Annotated in this window: 22 protein-coding genes; 10 read left to right on the forward strand and 12 right to left on the reverse strand. The window is 36.0% G+C overall.

Annotated features, from left to right (window positions below):
- Positions 1-52: 52 nt before the first annotated feature.
- The 5 genes from AC1MPL_RS05550 to AC1MPL_RS05570 all read right to left on the reverse strand — a co-directional run bounded on the left by AC1MPL_RS05550 (position 53) and on the right by AC1MPL_RS05570 (position 4,377).
- Positions 53-277 carry a hypothetical protein gene (locus tag AC1MPL_RS05550; RefSeq protein ID WP_479764831.1) on the reverse strand — a complete coding sequence of 75 codons (225 nt, stop codon included), beginning with the start codon at positions 275-277 and terminating at the stop codon, positions 53-55.
- A gap of 164 nt (positions 278-441) precedes the next feature.
- Entirely contained in the window at positions 442-1,137 is a 696-nt protein-coding gene (locus AC1MPL_RS05555; protein ID WP_479764832.1) for a hypothetical protein, read from the reverse strand.
- A 14-nt stretch (positions 1,138-1,151) separates the two neighbouring features.
- Complete coding sequence (locus AC1MPL_RS05560; protein ID WP_195772038.1) at positions 1,152-1,901, reverse strand: AAA family ATPase; 750 nt, start codon at positions 1,899-1,901, stop codon at positions 1,152-1,154.
- A 68-nt stretch (positions 1,902-1,969) separates the two neighbouring features.
- A complete protein-coding gene (locus AC1MPL_RS05565) occupies positions 1,970-4,111 on the reverse strand; it encodes a transposase (protein ID WP_479764833.1) in 2,142 nt (713 codons plus the stop codon).
- Positions 4,111-4,377, reverse strand: a complete 267-nt coding sequence (locus tag AC1MPL_RS05570) for a helix-turn-helix domain-containing protein (RefSeq protein ID WP_479764834.1) — start codon at positions 4,375-4,377, stop codon at positions 4,111-4,113. The genes AC1MPL_RS05565 and AC1MPL_RS05570 overlap by 1 nt, the downstream gene beginning before the upstream one ends.
- Before the next feature lie 201 nt (positions 4,378-4,578).
- Between AC1MPL_RS05570 and AC1MPL_RS05575 the strand changes: the two genes are divergently transcribed.
- Entirely contained in the window at positions 4,579-5,229 is a 651-nt protein-coding gene (locus tag AC1MPL_RS05575; protein ID WP_479764835.1) for a helix-turn-helix domain-containing protein, read from the forward strand.
- Positions 5,216-5,473 (forward strand): hypothetical protein, encoded by a 258-nt coding sequence (locus tag AC1MPL_RS05580; RefSeq protein ID WP_479764836.1) that lies wholly within the window; start codon positions 5,216-5,218, stop codon positions 5,471-5,473. The genes AC1MPL_RS05575 and AC1MPL_RS05580 overlap by 14 nt, the downstream gene beginning before the upstream one ends.
- 560 nt (positions 5,474-6,033) lie before the next feature.
- Here the strand turns inward: AC1MPL_RS05580 and AC1MPL_RS05585 are convergent.
- Positions 6,034-7,038 carry a hypothetical protein gene (locus AC1MPL_RS05585; RefSeq protein WP_479764837.1) on the reverse strand — a complete coding sequence of 335 codons (1,005 nt, stop codon included), beginning with the start codon at positions 7,036-7,038 and terminating at the stop codon, positions 6,034-6,036.
- A 286-nt stretch (positions 7,039-7,324) separates the two neighbouring features.
- Here AC1MPL_RS05585 and AC1MPL_RS05590 point away from each other — a divergent pair, with 286 nt between their 5' ends.
- The 4 genes from AC1MPL_RS05590 (at position 7,325) to rplT (ending at position 9,437) form a co-directional block, all read left to right on the forward strand.
- Complete coding sequence (locus tag AC1MPL_RS05590; RefSeq protein WP_479764838.1) at positions 7,325-7,555, forward strand: transposase; 231 nt, start codon at positions 7,325-7,327, stop codon at positions 7,553-7,555.
- A gap of 146 nt (positions 7,556-7,701) precedes the next feature.
- A complete protein-coding gene (locus tag AC1MPL_RS05595; RefSeq protein ID WP_479764839.1) occupies positions 7,702-7,914 on the forward strand; it encodes a cold-shock protein in 213 nt (70 codons plus the stop codon).
- 957 nt (positions 7,915-8,871) lie between these two features.
- Complete coding sequence (gene rpmI, locus AC1MPL_RS05600) at positions 8,872-9,066, forward strand: 50S ribosomal protein L35 (protein WP_001096359.1); 195 nt, start codon at positions 8,872-8,874, stop codon at positions 9,064-9,066.
- An 11-nt stretch (positions 9,067-9,077) separates the two neighbouring features.
- Positions 9,078-9,437: a 50S ribosomal protein L20 gene (gene rplT / locus AC1MPL_RS05605; protein ID WP_023272619.1), complete on the forward strand. Its 360-nt coding sequence runs from the start codon at positions 9,078-9,080 to the stop codon at positions 9,435-9,437.
- Positions 9,438-9,482: 45 nt separating this feature from the next.
- Here the strand turns inward: rplT and AC1MPL_RS05610 are convergent, their stop codons facing one another.
- The gene (locus tag AC1MPL_RS05610; protein WP_479764840.1) at positions 9,483-10,430 is read right to left on the reverse strand and encodes a hypothetical protein; all 948 of its coding nucleotides are present in this window, start codon (positions 10,428-10,430) and stop codon (positions 9,483-9,485) included.
- 208 nt (positions 10,431-10,638) lie between these two features.
- Between AC1MPL_RS05610 and pheS the strand changes: the two genes are divergently transcribed.
- From pheS to AC1MPL_RS05625, 3 genes are all read left to right on the forward strand, one after another.
- Complete coding sequence (gene pheS, locus AC1MPL_RS05615) at positions 10,639-11,619, forward strand: phenylalanine--tRNA ligase subunit alpha (RefSeq protein WP_479764841.1); 981 nt, start codon at positions 10,639-10,641, stop codon at positions 11,617-11,619.
- A gap of 66 nt (positions 11,620-11,685) precedes the next feature.
- Positions 11,686-14,067 carry a phenylalanine--tRNA ligase subunit beta gene (gene pheT, locus AC1MPL_RS05620; RefSeq protein ID WP_479764842.1) on the forward strand — a complete coding sequence of 794 codons (2,382 nt, stop codon included), beginning with the start codon at positions 11,686-11,688 and terminating at the stop codon, positions 14,065-14,067.
- A complete protein-coding gene (locus AC1MPL_RS05625; RefSeq protein WP_479764843.1) occupies positions 14,064-14,357 on the forward strand; it encodes an integration host factor subunit alpha in 294 nt (97 codons plus the stop codon). Before pheT ends, AC1MPL_RS05625 begins: the two co-directional genes overlap by 4 nt.
- A 30-nt stretch (positions 14,358-14,387) precedes the next feature.
- Here AC1MPL_RS05625 and AC1MPL_RS05630 read toward each other — a convergent pair whose 3' ends face one another.
- The 5 genes from AC1MPL_RS05630 to tnpA form a co-directional block, all read right to left on the reverse strand.
- The gene (locus AC1MPL_RS05630) at positions 14,388-14,978 is read right to left on the reverse strand and encodes an HAD-IB family hydrolase (RefSeq protein ID WP_479764844.1); all 591 of its coding nucleotides are present in this window, start codon (positions 14,976-14,978) and stop codon (positions 14,388-14,390) included.
- A 62-nt stretch (positions 14,979-15,040) separates the two neighbouring features.
- Complete coding sequence (locus AC1MPL_RS05635) at positions 15,041-15,304, reverse strand: hypothetical protein (RefSeq protein ID WP_479764845.1); 264 nt, start codon at positions 15,302-15,304, stop codon at positions 15,041-15,043.
- A gap of 510 nt (positions 15,305-15,814) precedes the next feature.
- Positions 15,815-17,077 (reverse strand): transcription termination factor Rho, encoded by a 1,263-nt coding sequence (gene rho, locus AC1MPL_RS05640; RefSeq protein ID WP_237411288.1) that lies wholly within the window; start codon positions 17,075-17,077, stop codon positions 15,815-15,817.
- A gap of 316 nt (positions 17,078-17,393) precedes the next feature.
- A complete protein-coding gene (gene trxA / locus AC1MPL_RS05645) occupies positions 17,394-17,717 on the reverse strand; it encodes a thioredoxin (RefSeq protein ID WP_479764846.1) in 324 nt (107 codons plus the stop codon).
- Positions 17,718-17,939: 222 nt separating this feature from the next.
- Positions 17,940-18,353 (reverse strand): IS200/IS605 family transposase, encoded by a 414-nt coding sequence (tnpA, locus tag AC1MPL_RS05650; protein WP_479763252.1) that lies wholly within the window; start codon positions 18,351-18,353, stop codon positions 17,940-17,942.
- 20 nt (positions 18,354-18,373) lie between these two features.
- On the opposite strand from tnpA, the gene AC1MPL_RS05655 reads away from it, so the two are divergent.
- Positions 18,374-19,432 carry an RNA-guided endonuclease InsQ/TnpB family protein gene (locus AC1MPL_RS05655; RefSeq protein ID WP_479763254.1) on the forward strand — a complete coding sequence of 353 codons (1,059 nt, stop codon included), beginning with the start codon at positions 18,374-18,376 and terminating at the stop codon, positions 19,430-19,432.
- The last annotated feature ends 99 nt before the right edge of the window (positions 19,433-19,531 follow it).

A 19,531-nucleotide genomic window follows, 5' to 3' on the forward strand; every position in this document is an offset into this window, starting at 1 on the left:
GTAAACTCCTGATGAGTATGTATAGTTTACCAAGTTAAACCCTCCTGTTTTTTCAGCAGACATCACTATTTAAAAGTGATTTATTCAAGTGAGGGCATTGCACTTTATTAAGTTTTGTCAGTACCGCTTCAATTAAACGATCTGTTTTACCCACGTATTTATCACGTAAAGCAAGCGATAAACTACAACGTGCATAACCAATCTCATCAGCAACCTTTTGTAAGCTACCTAACTCAGCAACACGTTGTTCTACCAGTTCTTTCCAGTTGTTAACCATGATGAATACTCACTAACAGGCTAAGTACACATACCAAAATCATGAGGATGACTAAAGCAATCTGATAGAGGTGCTGCTGAAGCTGAGCTTTGTGCTTATACGCCTCAAATTGCGCTTTAATGTTGTCTCTTTCTTCAATCAAATGGACGCGATGTATATTTGGGCTACGCATAGAATTCATCCATTGCACCGTGTTTTATTTCATCATCAAGCTCAGGACGTTCTGAGTACATGGTTTCATTTAAGTTAGGGTCAAAGACTTGTTTTACTCTTTGTACTTGTGGTGGTTTAGCACCTGTATTCATGTGAGGCAGAAGCATATATTTAGCTTTGCGAACAGCATGATGAGACTCCTGCATAACTTTCAAATAGCCTGCTTCATGTAACAATCGTAAGTAGCGGTCAGCAGTATCAATAGAAACCTTTAACTCATCATTACTAGACAATGCTGCAAGTTCATTAGCATTCATCGCTTGTTTAGTAATACGCAAAGTATTCCACATTGCTTTATTTACAGGACGAGGTGTCAGTAAATTCCCATTTCTATCTACTGATGGAGCGGTATAGCCCATGTCATTTGCAAGTTTAAAGAAGATAGTTTGAATATGGCTACCTGAGTATTGCTTACGCTCACGTCGTATCTCTTCAATAATTCCTGCACGCTTTAGTCCTGTAAGAAAATCACGTGCACTGTCATATTTCATGCTGCCTAAATCTGCAACTTGCTGAATTGTGAACTCTTCTGCATTGTCACGAATGGCAAGCCAAACACGTTGGCGAGGTGTTTGATACGGTTGCTTTTTGTTTGGCATAAGGTCTTTCAATGATTTAAAATTTGGCTTAAAAAATGCGATATCCATGAGAGCGACTCCGTTCAGAAACTACGAGGTTTTGGGCTTTCGCCTGTTACAAATCCATGCGGTAAAATCTCCGCAAGATTGTCTACGGTTACGTGTTTACAGCCTTCTTCTAAAGCGAATTCATGGAGCATTTCCAAATTTGTAGATACACGACGTGTTGACCCTCTAACAGATGCAAGTAACTTCTCAAGTACAGGTCGATCAATTTCAATTTTGGGTGCATAAATACTACTTAAACAGATGCAGTCATCTAAGTCAGAAGGTAATGCAGGCACCCAATTAAGGATTCGACCGTGGAAACGTTCCCACTTTTCTAATTTTCGAGCCAGTTGTTCTTCACCAATAATTAAAAATGTACCTTGTGAACCCTCATATAAGTCGCGCACAATCTCTACTTTATTGCCATTCACTAGATGATCAAACTCATCAATAATCAGTGGTCGACCTGATTTTGCAAGCTCTGCACTGGCTATTTGCATCATCTTACTCAAGGTGGATGGGGCAGGAATACTCATCTCACGTAATACAGATTCAATGAAAGATTTCTTAGTATCACTAGACTTTACTTGCACATAAAAGGCATTGGCTTTGGTTGCGACAAAGTTGGCTGCTGTTGACTTACCGAACCCTGATGGGCCATAGAAAGCAGAAATACCAGGTAACAACGGATTACGCTTTAAAGTACGTTGTACAGCCTCATAGCACTGTGCAATATTACGAATATTCGCGATACCGCCCATTTGAGTATTGACATTCTGTGTCATTTAAATCACCATATAAAAAGTAGTTGGTTGTTTTTTGTGCTGTATGTGGCGTACAGCACAATCTCAATTTATGCTTGACGGCACTCTAAGTAGTTTTTGAGTGTTCCGTCAGACATACTAATTTGTTTAAACTTCTTAGAACTCGGGAAGAGCTTCCAAAAATCTTGGTCTTCCTCAGATACAATTTCCCCCTCTTGAATTTTCTGATCGATCTCAATCCAACGTTGAATTTTGTCACTTTTAACAATAGGTCTTTCATCTTCTAACGGCATACGCTTTGCCTTAAAAAACGGTTGATTCTGTTCAGGCTCTACAGGTAATGCATGTAATTCCTCCATTAGTTTTCTGCGTTTCATTTCATCAAACGGAATAATGTCTTGGTTATTAATGTGTTCTAAAACAGCTTTTGGACTGACTTCTGCCAAAGCTTCTGCCTGATGTACAGCCAGTCGTCGCAAACGACCTTGTGCACGTTTCTCAACAGCTTGCTCAATCTTAGTTTTAGGGAAATAATCACGCTTATTCGCATTCCACAATGCATGGCAAATAAACTGACCCTCAACATTACGAACAGTAATTTTGTCGGCATTATGGATGTCATATCCAACCAATACCGCATCACCGTGAAACTGCTCTAGATCTGCACTAAAATAACGATTACCAAATAGCTCAATTTCACCGCGACGAACTTTGCGTTCTTCATACGGGCGAAATAAATCTTCGGCATCCCAATCTTCAACTAAGTCAATGGGAGCACCTTGTGAGATAGCCTCATTCCATGCTTCAATCGGTGTTTGATACCGCTTTTTTAAAGTATTTGGATCTGTGAAACGTTTTAAGCCACTGTGTGGTTTATTGTTATATGCATCAACAACTTGTTCTGCATAACAAAGAAAGTCCTTCCATGTCATCAAGGCTTTTGCACTACCAAACTTTTTGATTTCGTTACGCGTCAACTTATGTACAGCATTACTGGCTTCGTTATCCATGTCTTTACCAATATATGTTGGCAAATTTCTTGCTGCTTTTACCCATAAAGTTTGGTGGCTACGCTCAATAATTCCTTTCGCTTGAGAGTTATACGGTAGGGCATGACTAATTTCTGTATTCAAACGAGCCAGTACCCCATGCCCCTGAGCATTTAACAAGTCATTCTTATAACCTGAGCCGTTATCAACATAAAAAATTGCAGGGATACCGCACGTTGTTGCACTCATACGAATTGCATCAAGTACACACCAACTACTTTCAGATAATGAAATTGACCAACCTACAACTCGACGAGTCGCTACATCAATAATAGATGTAATTTCAGGTCGAAATGGTCTGCCGTGTAGTGGGTGAGCAACCTCAGCATCAAAGCAATGTCCATCGGCTGTATATACATCAGATGGCAGTAATGATTCTGTACCTCGACGTATAAATGGCTGTATGTTACGTAATTCTTTTGTGCCCATACGACCACGCATTACCTCAACATTTCCCATTTTCTCTTTTAGAAACCGTCTTGCTTGTGCATAGCTAGGGCAGGGTGATCCATTTAAATAATTTGGAAGTAACTCCATACAAGCTGCAAGCGTTGGTTTTTGAGGCTGTCCCCATACTTTAATTAAAGCATCTGCCCATGCAGGTATTGGGTTTATACGTTGTTTAGGTGCAAGTACACTAAGTACAGGAATATTATGCTTTTCAGCATCATCAACCGCCTTCATCCAGTCAAATAAAGAACGACGGCTAACAGTACGTGTTGAACCTGACTTCGCATTTGCTTTATTTAAAGCATCTAATATTGGCTCAGGCAATTTTTGATCATTAGCATCATCAATAAACTGCTGAATTGTAGGTGTTTTCTTTTGACCTGCTTTAATTTTTTGCTCTAAATAACGAACGATAATTAGCTTATGTGCTGCTATTTCTCTTTGGGCATTTGTAAGAGAAATACTAGAGGTTTCATGATCTAAACTACTTAGAGCAAGTTCTTCTTTTTTAGATGCATTAAGAACATCTTTTTGTATTCTTTTAAGAACTATTTCACTCTTAAAACTACTAGGCAGTAAGTATTCTTTTTTAACACCATTTTTTCCTCTACTTGGTGATTCTTTGTATTCCCAGTTCTCACGGCATAAAAATTTATCTAAACCTTTTCTTGTTTTTGGTAAACCAGTAAGGCTGAGTTCTAATAATTCTGAAACACTGTAATAATCTTTCATTATGAATTACCTTGTTTCTTATAGCGTGCATAAACTCTTTTCCCATCTATAGTCCAACGATCAGGAAATAAAATATGCAAAGGTTTTTCAAGAAATTGTGAAATAATTATTTCCCCTTTTTTACTAGGGTTATACAATGCATTTCTAAGAGTGCGATCAGATATACCGTACTCTTCAGCAAGCTGTGTAAACGTCTTACCTCGTCTTTCAATCTCAGCTTTTATGCTGTATCTATCCCAAGTTTCAGGGGTAAATGAGTTCTTCATTCAAGTTCCTTAAAGGAGAGTTATATCAATTAAGTTATTCCGTTAGAGTGGGTATTTACCGTTTCTAACGATAATATAAGTTCTTAAATAAGAACCGTCAATAGTTCTTAAAATTATTTGAGAACTGCAATTATGATTTTTTTCATATATATATGATTTATATATATTTATTTTTTTGGTAGTAGAGGTGGTTTTTTTGTCATGAGTACGCAAAACAAAGAAAATAATTGGGAACTAGAACAGAACCCGTTAAAAGAACGTATTAAAAAACTAATGACAGAAAAGGAGTTAGAAGCACCTTATAGTTTTGCTAAAAGAGTAGGTTTATCTAAAGGAACATTTACAGGAATATGGGTAGATGGCAGAAAAAGCCTTCATAAAAGTACACTAGACAAAATTTGTGTAGCAACAGGAGTGAATCCAGGTTGGTTAGCAACTGGCGTCGGAGAGCCTTATACAAAAGAAAGTAACAGCTTAAATGATCCCAAAGAAAAAACTTCTGTAGAACAAGAGCCAAATTTAAATAAAGACTTACTAATACAAGCATTTAATGCGTTAGAAAGCTCATTACAGAATGCAAATAAGGAAATGGAACCCAAAGGGCGAGCACGCTTTATTAGTGCGTTATATGAGGGATTACGGAAAGATGATGGTATTGATATACAGGTGTTGTCTGATTGTATTTATACGATTGAAGAAGCATTAGTATTAAGGCGACAACTAATGTCGTCCAAGGCTAAGGCACAGCTTATATTATCTATATATAGACTGTATATTTGTAATACTTCTGATAATGAAGTCATTCAATCAACAATCAAACAATTAGTAGGTAGCTTTTATGATGGAGAATAATAATATTTTTAGTATCAATGAGACGCAAACAACTAAAAATATTAAAGAAATTTTTGATGCTGAAGCCAAAGATAAAGATGTTGTAATACAGTTGAAGCTAAAGAATAAGGAGATATTTGAACTAAAGTTCAATTTAGACTCTATAGATCGGCCAAACTCAGACATTAATAAGATTGTTGGTGTAACAGTTGAGAAACTCCTGAATAGAGTACCAATACTATTAACGGTGCAAAATGAAATGTAAAAATAAACTGATATGAAAATAATTATAAAATTTAGTGCAAAATAAAGGGGAAATGAAGTTCTTACTGAATTCCCCACTAAAAAACACTCAAAGTCCCTATTCACAATACTTTCATCCCACATTATCCCATCTGGTCACACACAGTCCCACATACGTTCAGTGCAGAATAAGTTAGTAAGTCACATTTAGGACTAATATTTGCTAGTTTAATTGTTTGTTTTCTTAGATTTTGTGTAATAGGTATTGATCCTATTAATGCTAAATTATTTCCTTTATTCTAAAGATATGTCATTTAGTTCAAGCATAAAGCTTATAGTAATAATTTCATGATACACAGCATTTTTGGAACATAGTTGCTGTTTAGTCAATAATACTATCACTTTCCATTTGATAAAAGAAAATTACAATGCCTTTAAATAATTAAATCCCTTTTTTAAAAGGACAAACTATTTGGTAATTAAAAAAGGTTTTTTAGAATATTTTATGAAAAGCCTTAGCTTCATAATTTGTAGTTACAAAGTCTAAGGCTTTTCTATATCTATTTATTATATGTGGTTGAGTTATCTTTCAGATGTTTTTGAACCTATGCGACCACTAAATATACTAACTATTGCACCAAGAAATAGCCCTATAAAAGCCCATAAGGCTGCTTTTGCTGCGAGTTTAGTTGCAATGGCAGCTTTTTCTCTAGCATCCTGCTTAATGACTTGGTATTTAATCTTTGCATCATTAATTGTAATTTGTGCTTGATTAAATGCCTCATTTACTTTTTGAACTGCAGTATCTCGTTCTTTTAAGAAGTTTTCAACAGCTTGATCTGCCTCTTTATTTGTCATATTACTATTTTTGGTTATAGCTGTTTTTATTTCATCTTTGCTAATAGAGTTATTTATAGACTGAATGCGGGTTTTTAATGAGGCAAGCAAATTATTAATAATTTCATCACTTTTTTGTGGAGTAATTGCGATGTCTTTCAATGCTGTTTGAATCTGACCTTTTGCCCAATCTAATTGTGAGCTTAAGTAACTTGGCTGTAGTTCAGGTATGCCACTTTTTTTCAAAGCAACTAATACATTTTTATTACTAGATTCAATAATATCTGATGAATTAGGAATAATATTACTTAAATTGTTATCTTTAAATATTTGTAGAGTACTTTGTCCCAAAGATGATGCAACATTTCCAGTAATAGATGTTACAGACCCAACTAAATTTCCTGTAATGTTTAGTGTGCTTGTTACTGTAGATATGCTAATAAAAAGTCCAACAATGAGAGATAAGCACCAAACTAAGAAACCATGTGTACCACCATGAATTCCTGAAAGCTTTCCAGTAATAAAACCACCGACTGCTAAACTAATTAATAAGGAAATACCTGTCCAAATACCTAGAGTAGTACCTGAGCCATTACCAATATCTGTATTAGATAAAGGGTCTAGCATAGAGAATCCTAATGCTATTCCTAAAATTGAAAGAAGAAAAGAAACAGCTAAGACAATGATTGTGCCGGCAAATATACTAGGCCAAGAAATTCTTGTTTTTAAATATGTTTCGACATTATTCATAAGTTATCCTCTACATTAGTTTACTGTTGTTTGTAGGTCGTATTTATTTTATTGGCTATAATGGTAGAACAATTAATTGTGTGAAGTATGTTTTATTTTTTTAAATAAAGTATATTTTTAGAATAAATTTTTAAGTATCTATTGCTTTTACTTTGTGAAGTCTATACAGTAGCCCTCATTGAATATTTGATTATTCAATAAGAAGATACTATATATTTGTTTTTGAAATTGGTAAATTTTAGACAGTATTCACTATTACGAAAATAGCACAGATGTTGAAATGTGCATGAATTGGTATAAATTGGAAAAGATTGTAAATCGTATAGCTATCGCAATTAATGGCGATAAAATTAATGTAAAAATTATTCCTAATGAAAAGCGACAAAATACATCTACAGGCTTTATGACTGTAGAGGTTGGTAAAAAAATTCTTTTAGAATCTGGTCAAGAAGTCAGCTTAAATTTAGATGGAAGAAGTTTTTATACTTCACTCAATCAAATGTATAAATTAATGTAATTCACAAATACAGTTTTTAACTGTGTTATTTACCTACTAGAATTTTGTTTCTTCACCATAATTATTACGCAGTATCTATTTCAAAGTTCTACGTTTCTAATTTGAAATCGCAATATTCTAGTCCTTTACTGGAAAGAGGACATAATATGTCAAATAATGTACAAACTGGCGTTGTTAAATGGTTTAACGATACTAAAGGCTTTGGATTTATCCAAACTCAAGGTGGACAAGATGTATTTGCTCACTTCAAAAATATCCAATCAGATGGTTTTAAGAGCCTTACTGAAGGACAACAAGTAGAGTTTATCGTTACTCAAGGTCAAAAAGGACTACAAGCTGAAAATATTAGACCACTTTAATATTTTGAGCTTTACTTTAGCCTATCAAATTTTTTGATAGGCTTTTTTATGGTTTATTATTAATGCATATTTTATAGCTTATAGCTTTCATAGGTATACAATTGAGTTTGAATTTATCTATCGTATTTAATACTGAAAAGTAGTAGGTGAATTTTTGCAGATTATTTCATTTTTTATATATAGTAATAATTTAGAGTGTTCAAATATAAATAAAATTAGAAGACCTACTTGTACTTTATGTAATTAGAGGGGAAGTATCGCCATATTAAAGTAATATTTAAAAGCTGTAAGTTTAAGCTATAGCTTTGATGGTTTTTCAAAAATATGTAAGTGAATATACTTAAAAATAAAAAAATTGTGATATTTAAAATTTATGGGATGAAGTTTAGAGCAATAGCTTCATTATAGAATCATTCATTCAGTAGGTATGTAGTTTGATAGAAGTATAAAAATGCTTCGAATTATTAAATTAAGCGGTTAAAAAGCTCATGTATGATTTTAGTAGAATGTACTTTTATATTTAACGATTTCCTAAGACAGTAGGTTTGTTTGACTATATATGATTAAGAAACTTGGGTGCGTATAAGATAGCTCAGAGTGGTATTTTATATGTGAGTAAGTATTTTCTATCACTATGTTAATTAAAGGGTATTTTATAAAAATCTAGATGAGCAATAGCAATCAAATGTGTCTGAAAACCTATTTATACTCATACATATAAACTGAAAATATTTTTAATGCTATTGGTTTGTCTTCCTACTTGAATTTATTGTGTAATATTTTCAATTTTCGAATTGGATTAAAAATAAAAAAGTATTGGTGTAAAAGAGCTATATAGTTGAAATTTGAATTAATTGCTTTTGTTTTAAGCAAAGATAAGCTAAAATATGCGCTTCCTTACCTGCAGGCTACTTACATGGTGTAAGCACGCTAAACAGGTGTCCAAAAGAGGTTACTATGGCTAAGCTAAAAACTCGCCGTGGTGCAGCTAAACGTTTCAAAGCGACTGCAAACGGTTTCAAGCGTAAACAAGCGTTCAAACGCCACATTTTGACCAAAAAATCTGCTAAGCGTATCCGTCAATTACGCGGCTGTGTAATGGTTCACGTTAGTGACGTTGCTTCAGTTCGTCGTATGTGCCCATACATTTAAGGAGATTATAAATGGCTCGTGTAAAACGTGGTGTAGTGGCGCATCGTCGTCACAAGAAAATTCTTGCTCGTGCTAAAGGTTACTATGGTGCTCGTTCACGCGTTTATCGCGTAGCGTTCCAAGCAGTAATCAAAGCAGGACAATATGCTTACCGTGACCGTCGTCAGAAAAAACGTCAATTCCGTGCTTTATGGATTGCGCGTATTAACGCTGGTGCGCGTCAAAACGGTTTATCATACAGCCGTATGATTGCTGGCTTGAAAAAAGCACAAGTGATTGTTGACCGTCGTGTATTAGCTGACATTGCTATGCATGATTCAGTTGCATTCACAGCTTTAGCTGAAAAAGCTAAAACTGCTCTAGCTGCATAAGTTTAGAGATTCTAAAAAGACCGCTATTTAGCGGTCTTTTTTTATTTAAAATCCGAAATAGTAGACAAGTGCAGCAATCACAAGAGTAATAAAAATGAGTGCAATCACACTTTTTGTAGAAGCAATTGCTTTGTGGTCTGTATTTAAGTTCTCTTTATTATCAAATGGAGAGTTCCCTAAAGTTACTTTGCGCTTTGCTTCTTTGTAATGATTTGCTGTCTTTACAATAAGTTTCGAGAAGAGCTCATCTACTTTCTGTGAAAAAGCCTGCATTTCTGCTGTTAAGCTATTTGAATGTTGCCTAGATTTTTCAATTTGTTGGTCAAGCTGTTCAAGCTTAAATAAGAACTCATGAGAGATTTCTGCATGATAATCTTGAGGTAATAATGATTGGTCATCGCTATTTGATGTTCCCGTATAATAGGCTGAAGTCAGCTCTTGCACAGTAAAATTTGTGACATATGGCTGATTAAAAATTTCTTTTTCAAGATAATCATTAATACCGTCCCAATTTGGGCGATTTAAATCTAAGGTGATTTGTTTAATGAGTGGTGCAGGTAATTCAAAATCCCACATAGTTACAAGTTGACTTTTAAGCTGTTGTGATACAGGAGTTTCATATTCATTATCTGCGGTATACCATTCAGCCAACTCTTGACCAAAAATCCAAGCAACTTTTTTTTGAGGGCTATGTGCCACAATAAAGTGTTTGAAGGATAGTAGCTCAATATTTGGATTTGGGTTGGTACCATCTTTTAATATATTGGATTCATGTAAACTTAGTTGTGTGAAACCTTGTGTTTTTAAGCTTTCCAACCAAATTTGAAAATGTTGAGCAAGCAGGTGTTGAGTCTTTAAACTACGAAACTGAATTAAGCAATTTTGAAAAATATTATGGTTGATCCAAGTGCTAAAACTGAGCTGATTCTTTAAAAATTCATTGCCATAAGTTACAAGTACAAGTTGTTGTTTCCAAATTGGATCTAAAGCCATAGTTATTCTCTATATTTTACAGTTGCTGTGGAGCAAATAATTTTGATTATTAGATGAAATAAGGTGTTTTGTATTTAGAATTTTAACATTTTTGATTAGCTCTGGTGTAGGTAAATTTTACTTGTTGTGAAAACTTCATTAAGTCTATGAAAAGCTGTTAGAATGGGCAATAATTTTTCTAATTTTTATAGATGCTTTGAGAGTAATTATGTCACTGGAAGCTTTGACCAATGAAGCACTGAGCGCAATTGCAGCCGCTCAAGACCTTGCAACCTTAGACCAAGCCCGAGTGCAATTTACTGGGAAAAAAAGTCAGCTTGCAGAGCAGTCAAAATCTTTAGGTAAAATGGACCCTGAACAACGTAAAGTTGAGGGTGCAAGAATTCATGCGGTGCGTGAAGCAATAAATAAAGCATTGACGGAAAGACAGCAAGTATTACAACAACAAGCGCTTGAAGCAAAGCTAGCGAGTGAAACGATTGATATTACTTTGCCAGGTCGTGGTCAGCAGATGGGGAGTATTCACCCTGTTACTCAAGTTCAAGATCGTATCTGCCAATTTTTTACTAAAGCAGGATTTACAGTAGAAACTGGTCCTGAGGTTGAAGATGACTATCATAATTTTGAAGCATTGAATATTCCAAGCCATCACCCTGCGCGTGCTATGCATGACACGTTTTATTTTGATGCAAACCATTTACTACGTACACATACTTCAGGTGTACAAATTCGTACGATGGAAAAACGTCAGCCACCAATTCGCATTGTGTGCCCGGGGCGTGTTTACCGCTGCGACTCGGACCAAACTCATTCACCAATGTTTCATCAAATTGAAGGCTTATATGTTGCAGAAAAGACAAGCTTTGCTGAACTAAAGGGTCTATTGGTAAATTTACTTCAATCTTTCTTTGAAAAAGAGCTACAAGTTAGATTTCGTCCATCATATTTTCCTTTTACAGAGCCAAGTGCAGAAGTAGATATTATGGATGAGCGTGGTAAATGGCTTGAGGTATTAGGTTGTGGCATGGTGCATCCAAATGTATTAAGTGCAGCTGGTATTGATCCTGAAAAGTATACAGGTTTTGCTTTTGGTCTAGGCGTAGAACGCTTTGCAATGTTGCGTTATGGCATTAATGATTTACGTATGTTCTATCAAAACGATGTACGTTTCTTACGTCAATTTGCTTAGTTCAATCGATATTTGCATTGAGTTTACTGAAGAATAGATCAAGAAAGTTTTAAGGTTATAGATCAAATGAAAATTAGTGAAAATTGGTTGCGTACGTGGGTAAATCCTGCAATTGATAGCGCAACACTAGCAAACCAGTTGACCATGCTTGGCTTAGAGGTCGATGATATTTCTCCTGTGGCAAAGCCATTTACTGGGGTTGTTATTGGTGAGGTGCTGACAGTTGAACAGCACCCTGATGCAGATCGTCTACGTGTAACAACAGTTAGTATCGGTGAAGATGAGCCATTACAAATAGTGTGTGGCGCACCAAATGTACGTGTTGGTTTACGTGTACCTGTTGCAACGATTGGTGCTGTACTACCAGGTGACTTTAAAATTAAAAAAGGTAAGTTACGTGGTGTAGCTTCACATGGAATGCTATGTGGTGCTTCTGAAATTGACCTAGAAGATCAAATTGATGGTTTGTTAGAGTTACCAAATGATGCACCCATTGGTGTAAATATTCGTGAGTATTTAGAGCTTGATGATCAAGTAATTGATATTTCAATTACACCGAATAGAGGTGATTGCTTTAGCGTGAGAGGTATTGCTCGCGAAGTTGCTGTCATTAACCAAACAGAGGTCAATGAACCTGAATTTGTCAATGTTCAAAATACACTTGAAGATGTGAAGAAAGTAAACCTTAAAACTGAAGGTGTGCCACGTTATCTAGGGCGTATTGTTCGTAATGTAAATATTCAAGCGAAAACACCAGTCTGGATGGAAAAAGCATTATCTCGCTCTGGTATTCGTTTGCATAGCTTTTTAGTTGATGTAACAAATTATGTGTTACTTGAACTTGGTCAACCTATGCATGCATTTGATTTGGCAAAAATTGAAGGTGATATTCAAGTTCGTCAAGCAAACAAAGGTGAAAAAATTGTTCTATTAAATGAACAAGAAGTGGTATTAACAGAAGATGTTATGGTTGTTGCAGATGATGCACAAGCACTTGCAATTGCAGGGGTTATGGGTGGTCTTTCTTCAAGTGTGACAGATACCACAACAGATATTTTCTTGGAGAGTGCTTTCTTTGCACCTTTAGCAGTTGCAGGCCGTGCACGTCGTTATGGTTTACATACCGATTCTTCACAGCGCTTTGAGCGTGGGGTGGATTTTGAGTTGCCATTAAAAGCGCTTCAACGTGTTTCTGCTTTAATTGCAGAAATTGCAGGTGGTGATTTTGGCCCAATTATTTCTGCTGAACAATCTGATGTATTGCCACAAAGAAATGCAATTGAACTGCATAAAAGTCAAGTTGAACGTTTACTTGGTTATGAGATTGAATCAAGTTTTATTGCCGATGCTTTAATGCGTTTAGGTTGTCGTGTGACTGAAATAGCTCAGAATGCATGGTCAGTTGTACCACCTTCACATCGTTTTGATATGGTGATTTATCAAGACCTTATTGAAGAAATTGTACGTATTCATGGCTACGACAATATTCAGATTAAGTTGCCACAAATTGATGTAGAGCTATCTAGCTATAAAGACCAATTTGAAATTTCTCAACTGCGTCAAACTGTTGCAACATTAGGGTATCAAGAAGCAATTAGTTTTAGTTTTGCAGATGCCAAATTAGAAAAGCAATTGAATCCTACTGTAAATCCTTTGATGTTAGCTAATCCAATATCAAGTGATTTAGCTGCAATGCGCAGTACATTACTTTCAAGTTTAATTCCATGTGTGCAATATAACTTAAATCGTCAACAAAGCCGTGTACGTTTCTTTGAGTTAGGTTTGCGTTTTGATTATCAAAATGCAAAGAATCTTGATGAGCTAAAACAAAAACCAACATTAGCAATGATTGCTGTAGGTTCGCGTGTTCCAGAGCAATGGCATGTGAAAACTCAAGATATGGACTTTTTTGACTTTAAAGGTGAAGTTGAGGAAGTGATTTCGGCAAGCCGTTTAAAAGTTGAATATATTCGTTCAGAGCGAAGCTGGTTACATCCTGGGCAATCTGCTGAAGTTTTAGTGAATGGTCAATCTATTGGTTATTTTGGTCGTTTGCATCCATCACTTGAATCATCATTGGATTTGGGTGTAACTTGGGTAGCAGAGCTTGACCAAAATATCATTTTGCAATCTTATGTATCTAATTTTACAGAATTATCACGTTTTCCATCTGTTAGACGTGATATTGCACTTTTAATTGATGATAAGATAAGTGTAAAAGAAATTCAGCAGTTAATCGAAAAAACTGGTGGAGAGCTTCTCGACTCAACATGGTTGTTTGATGTATATACAGGACAGGGTGTTGAGGGTGGTAAACGTTCGTTAGCGTTTGCATTATTGTGGCAGCATCCATCAAGAACATTAGAGGATGCTGAAATTAAATCAGGTATGGATCAAATAATTGAAGTGCTAGAAAGCACATATCAGGCAACATTGAGGGCGTCATGACAGCATTAACTAAAGCAGAAATGGCTGACCATTTAAGCGAGCTTACAGCATTAAATCGCCGTGAAGCAAAGCAAATGGTTGAATTATTTTTTGAGGAAATTAGCCAGGCGTTGATTGCAGGAGAGCATGTTAAGCTTTCTGGTTTTGGAAATTTTGAGTTGCGTGATAAACGCCAACGTCCGGGACGTAATCCTAAGACTGGAGAAGAAATTCCAATCTCAGCACGTCGAGTTGTTACTTTTAGAGCTGGACAGAAATTTAGACAGCGTGTCGGTATAGAGCAAGAATAAAAAAAACCCCCAAATATTATGGGGGTTTTTTTATAGGCGACGCCACTGATAAAATTTTATATCTGCAAGCTCTAGCATTGCAAAATCATTTGGAGAGTCGCCATAAGCATATATGGTTTCATAGTCTGATAGGTTGTATTTATTTTGAATGCGTATTGCTTTATCGATGCCACCACAATCGCCACCTACTAGATTGCCTGTATATTTTGAATTTTTACACTCTAGCTCATTACAAATGAGGTCTAAGTTGTACTGCTTACACCACGGTTTCAGGTAAATATCTAGTGAGGAGGAGACAACAACAACGCGATCTCCTTGTGAGAGGTGCCATTCAATACGGCTAAGTGCATGAGGTAAAATAACAGTATTTAGATATCCATGTGCGAAAGATTTGGCAATATTAAGTAAGGTATTTTGGGGGTAATTCTTGAAGGCTGTAGAACAGAGTTTTGTACGAAACTTTTTGTCAGTAATATAATTTAATTTAAAGCCAATGAAGTAGGGGCTTAGTTTTAGTATAGTAACATACTGTTTAGTTTTACTAGCTGTAGACTTGAGAAAAGGCCCAAAAGTATCTCTTGATGTAATTGTTTCATCAAAATCAAATAGTGCGATATTCATATTTATTTTGCCTATAAAAAAGAGAGCAAATGCTCTCTTTTTTATAATTCAAGATACTCGAATTATTGAGCAGCTTGAGAAGCAGCAGGTGCAGCGTCAGAAGCAGCAGCAGTTGCTTGAGAAGCAGCGTCAGAAGCAGCAGCTACAGCGTCAGAAGCAGCAGCAGTTGCTTGAGTAGCAGCGTCAGAAGCAGCAGCAGTTGCAGAAGCAGCAGCATCAGAAGCAGCGGCAGCAGTATCAGCAGCAGGAGCTTCTTTCTTAGCACAACCAACGAAAGCTAGAGTTGTAGCAACAGCAGCTACGATAGCAAATTTTTTGAATAACATGGCATCACTCTCATAAAATAATAGAGAAAAAAAAACCAAAGCTAACTTGTTTAAGCTTTTATTATCCCTATACGTTTTCGATAGGTAACAACGCATGGAGCAAGTTAACTGGCATGCGTGTATGCTATCACTGAGCTTATTTAATTACTACTAGGTATGTTTAAAAAAAACGAAAAAATGATCAAAAACTGTTGCTTTTTTAACAGAAAATAACAATCAAATATCCGACTTATATTGAAGTAATTGTCGATTAAGTTACTTAAAAATAGGGGGTTTTTCGATTGTAATAAAAGACTGCTTGTAACTCCGATAAGCATATTTTTTCAATGAAGATAGTTTGTTATTTTATGTAATAAATGTAGGGATTATATTTCTATAAGTATAAAGATTACACCTTTATACTAGGCATTTAGCTGTAATAAAAAATGATCTTATTTTTAAATTTTATTGTTCAATTATAGTGAACTTATTAAATAAAAGCCTCACAAGGAGTGAGGCTTTATGCTAGAACTACTGTTTACGTTTCATTTGTTCAAAGAAATCATCATTTGTTTTGGTTTCTTTCATACGATCTAGTAAGAATTCAATTGCGTTCAATTCATCCATAGGATGTAGAAGCTTACGCAGAATCCAGACTTTACGAAGATTATCTTCACCCATGAGTCGTTCTTCGCGACGTGTGCCTGATTTTTTCATGTTCATAGCAGGGAATACACGTTTTTCAGCAATACGGCGGTCAAGTATAATTTCTTGGTTACCTGTACCTTTGAATTCTTCGTAAATTACTTCATCCATTTTACTGCCTGTTTCAATAAGTGCAGTAGAAATAATAGTTAAAGAACCACCTTCTTCAATATTACGAGCAGCACCAAAGAAACGTTTTGGGCGTTCAAGAGCATGAGCATCTACACCACCTGTGAGTACTTTGCCAGATGATGGAATAACTGTGTTATAGGCACGCGCAAGACGAGTAATAGAGTCAAGCAAGATTACAACATCTTTTTTATGCTCTACAAGGCGTTTTGCTTTTTCAATAACCATTTCTGCAACCTGAACATGGCGAGCAGGTGATTCATCAAATGTTGATGCAACAACCTCACCACGAACGGTACGTTCCATTTCTGTTACTTCTTCAGGACGTTCATCAATAAGAAGAACGATTAAAAAGACTTCAGGATTATTACGAACAATTGATTGCGCCATGTTTTGCAATAACATGGTCTTACCAGCTTTAGGTGGTGCAACAATGATAGAACGCTGTCCCTTACCAATAGGTGCAATAAGGTCAACAACACGTGCTGTTAAGTCTTCACTAGAACCATTGCCAAGTTCCATAACTAACTGTTCAGTAGGGAAAAGCGGTGTTAAGTTTTCAAATAAAATTTTATTACGTGAATTTTCAGGTGTGTCGTAGTTAATTTGATTTACTTTTAATAATGCAAAATAACGTTCGCCTTCTTTTGGTGGGCGAATTGTCCCGGCAATTGTATCACCTGTACGTAAATTGAAACGACGAATTTGAGAGGGGCTTACATAGATATCATCAGGTCCTGCAAGATATGATCCTGCCGCTGAACGTAAAAATCCAAAACCATCAGAAAGAATTTCTAAAACACCATCGCCAAAAATTTCTTCCCCATTCATTGCATGGCGTTTCAGAATAGCAAAAATAATATCTTGTTTACGGTTACGTGCCATCCCCTCAAGGCCCATGAACTCCGCAATTTTAATGAGTTCGCCAATCGGTTTTTTCTTGAGTTCAGTTAAATTCATAGGTGGTTCAATATAGATAAGAGCATTGGAGTCAAAAATAGAATAGATGTAAGATTCGACCAAATGCACAAAGCATTGAGCAATTTCTTTTGCACAATACAAACGCAGAAATCTGGTTAATTGTTTTGAAGAGAAAATTAAACAATTGCTTTGCCGAACGGCGATCTTATGTGTTGTATCTTTTCAGAAAAAGTGTAGCTAAATTTTTTTGCTGCATCTTTCTTAGATTTAAAATATAAGTGACTGAGCATTAATTGTCAATTTTTTAACAAAATAAATACGCCAAATTTGATGGCGTATTTATTGTTATAGTAAATTAGATGTTTTCATCAATAAATGAAGCAAGTTTTGAGCGTGGTACAGCACCTACTTGTTGTGCAACAACTTCGCCATTTTTAAATAGTAAAAGTGCAGGAATATTACGGATATTGTAATTTACTGCTGTTTCTTCACAGTTTGTTACATCCACTTTTACAATTTTAACCTTACCGTCGTATTCACGTGATAAATCTTCAAGTACAGGTGCGATAGCTTTACATGGTCCACACCAAGCAGCCCAGAAGTCTACAAGTACAGGTGTTTCGGCCTCAAGAACATCTGCTTTAAAATCGGCATCTGTTGTATTTACAAGGTTTGACATTGAATGGCTCCAAATTGGTTTTATTGCTATGGTTATATATAAGTATTACACAGCAATTTTCAAGCGTATAGTTGTTTAATACCAATCTAATGGGTTAAAAGTTATCTGTCCAACAGAGATTAACGATATATTTTATCCCTTTAGCCGTAAAACCTCGCCCTTCAGGGCGGGGATATAAGGCTGCAATCCGCTAGTCCCCCTTGTGGGGATTAGCTAGGATTGCTAATGCGGTGTTTGCTGTTGTTGAATGTATTGTTTAATAATTCCAATAGGTGCACCACCACATGATGCAGCGAAATAGCTAGGCGACCATAGGGCATTTCCCCATAATTTGTTTCTAATTTCAGGGTGTTTCTTTCGTAAAATACGGCTAGATGCTCCTTTTAGACTATTTACTAGGCTAGAGATAGCAACTTTAGGTGGATAATTTACAAGTAAATGAACATGGTCATGTTCACCGTCAAATTCAACTAACTCTGCTTCAAAGTCTATACAGACACGCTCAAAGACCTCTTTCATGGTTAAAAGCATTTCTTTTGAAAATACATCTCTACGATATTTAGCCACGAAGACTAAATGAACGTGCATGTTAAAAACACAGTGTCGACCTGTTCTAATCTCTTGACTATTACTCATAGACCAAATATATTTAAATAATGAAAACACTTAAATTACGCATAAAAGACAAACATTGCAAGGTGCTAGACCAACTCGCATCTGAGGTGAACTTTGTTTGGAATTATGTCAATGATTTGTGTTTTAAGCATCTCAAAAAAACAGGGAAATTCTTCTCAGCCTATGATGTTGCGAAATACACCAAAGGCACATCAAAAGAGTGTGGCTTGCATAGCCAAACTGTTCAAGCAGTGACAGAAGAACTCATCATAAGACGCAAACAGTTTAAGAAAGCCAAGCTGAATTGGCGTGTAAGTAATAAGAAATCTGCAAGACGTTCACTCGGTTGGATTCCATTCAAAAAAGTTGCTGTGAAGTACGCTGATGGCTATGTTCAATACGGTAAACATCAATTCAAACTATGGGATAGCTACGGACTTTCAAAATACAAAGTTAAGACAGGCTCATTCGTTGAAGATAGTCGTGGGCGTTGGTATGTGTGTTTGGTCGTAGATACACCAAAGATTGAGAAAACAGTATCAACCACAGCAATAGGCATTGATCTAGGGTTAAAAGACCTTGCTACATGCTCAGATGGTGTAAAACTCAAAGCCCCTAAAATATATCGTCAGTATGAACAAAAATTAGGTATTGCTCAAAGAGCTAAGAATCAAAAACGTGTTAAAGCGATTCATGCCAAGATTAAGAATATTAGACAGAATATGTTGCATCAATTCACACATAAACTTGTGAATAGCCATGCAATGATCATTGTTGGCAATGTAAATGCCAAAGCATTGGCACAGACAAAATTAGCTAAGTCTGTACTTGATGCAAGTTGGACGACCTTTCGAACCATGCTCAAGTACAAATGCGAGAACGCAGGCGTATGGTTTGAGGAAGTCAATGAAATGTATACCACCCAAACGTGTTCGTGCTGTAGCTCACGGCTCAGTAGTCCGAAAGGTAGAACAGGTCTTGGAATAAGAGAATGGCAGTGCATGGAGTGCGGTACGCTCCATGATCGGGATATTAACTCAGCACTGAATATTCTTGCGCTCGGACATGAGCGTCTCGCAGGAGGAATCCCCGTCCTTTAGGTCGGGGAGGATGTCAATGCTTTGAGCTATTGAATAAAGAGTAAAAAACATCAGATTGCATTGCAAAAGCACTTTTCAATCTAAAGAGAGTGGATTACT

The organism is Acinetobacter sp. N1-1, from assembly GCF_056711485.1.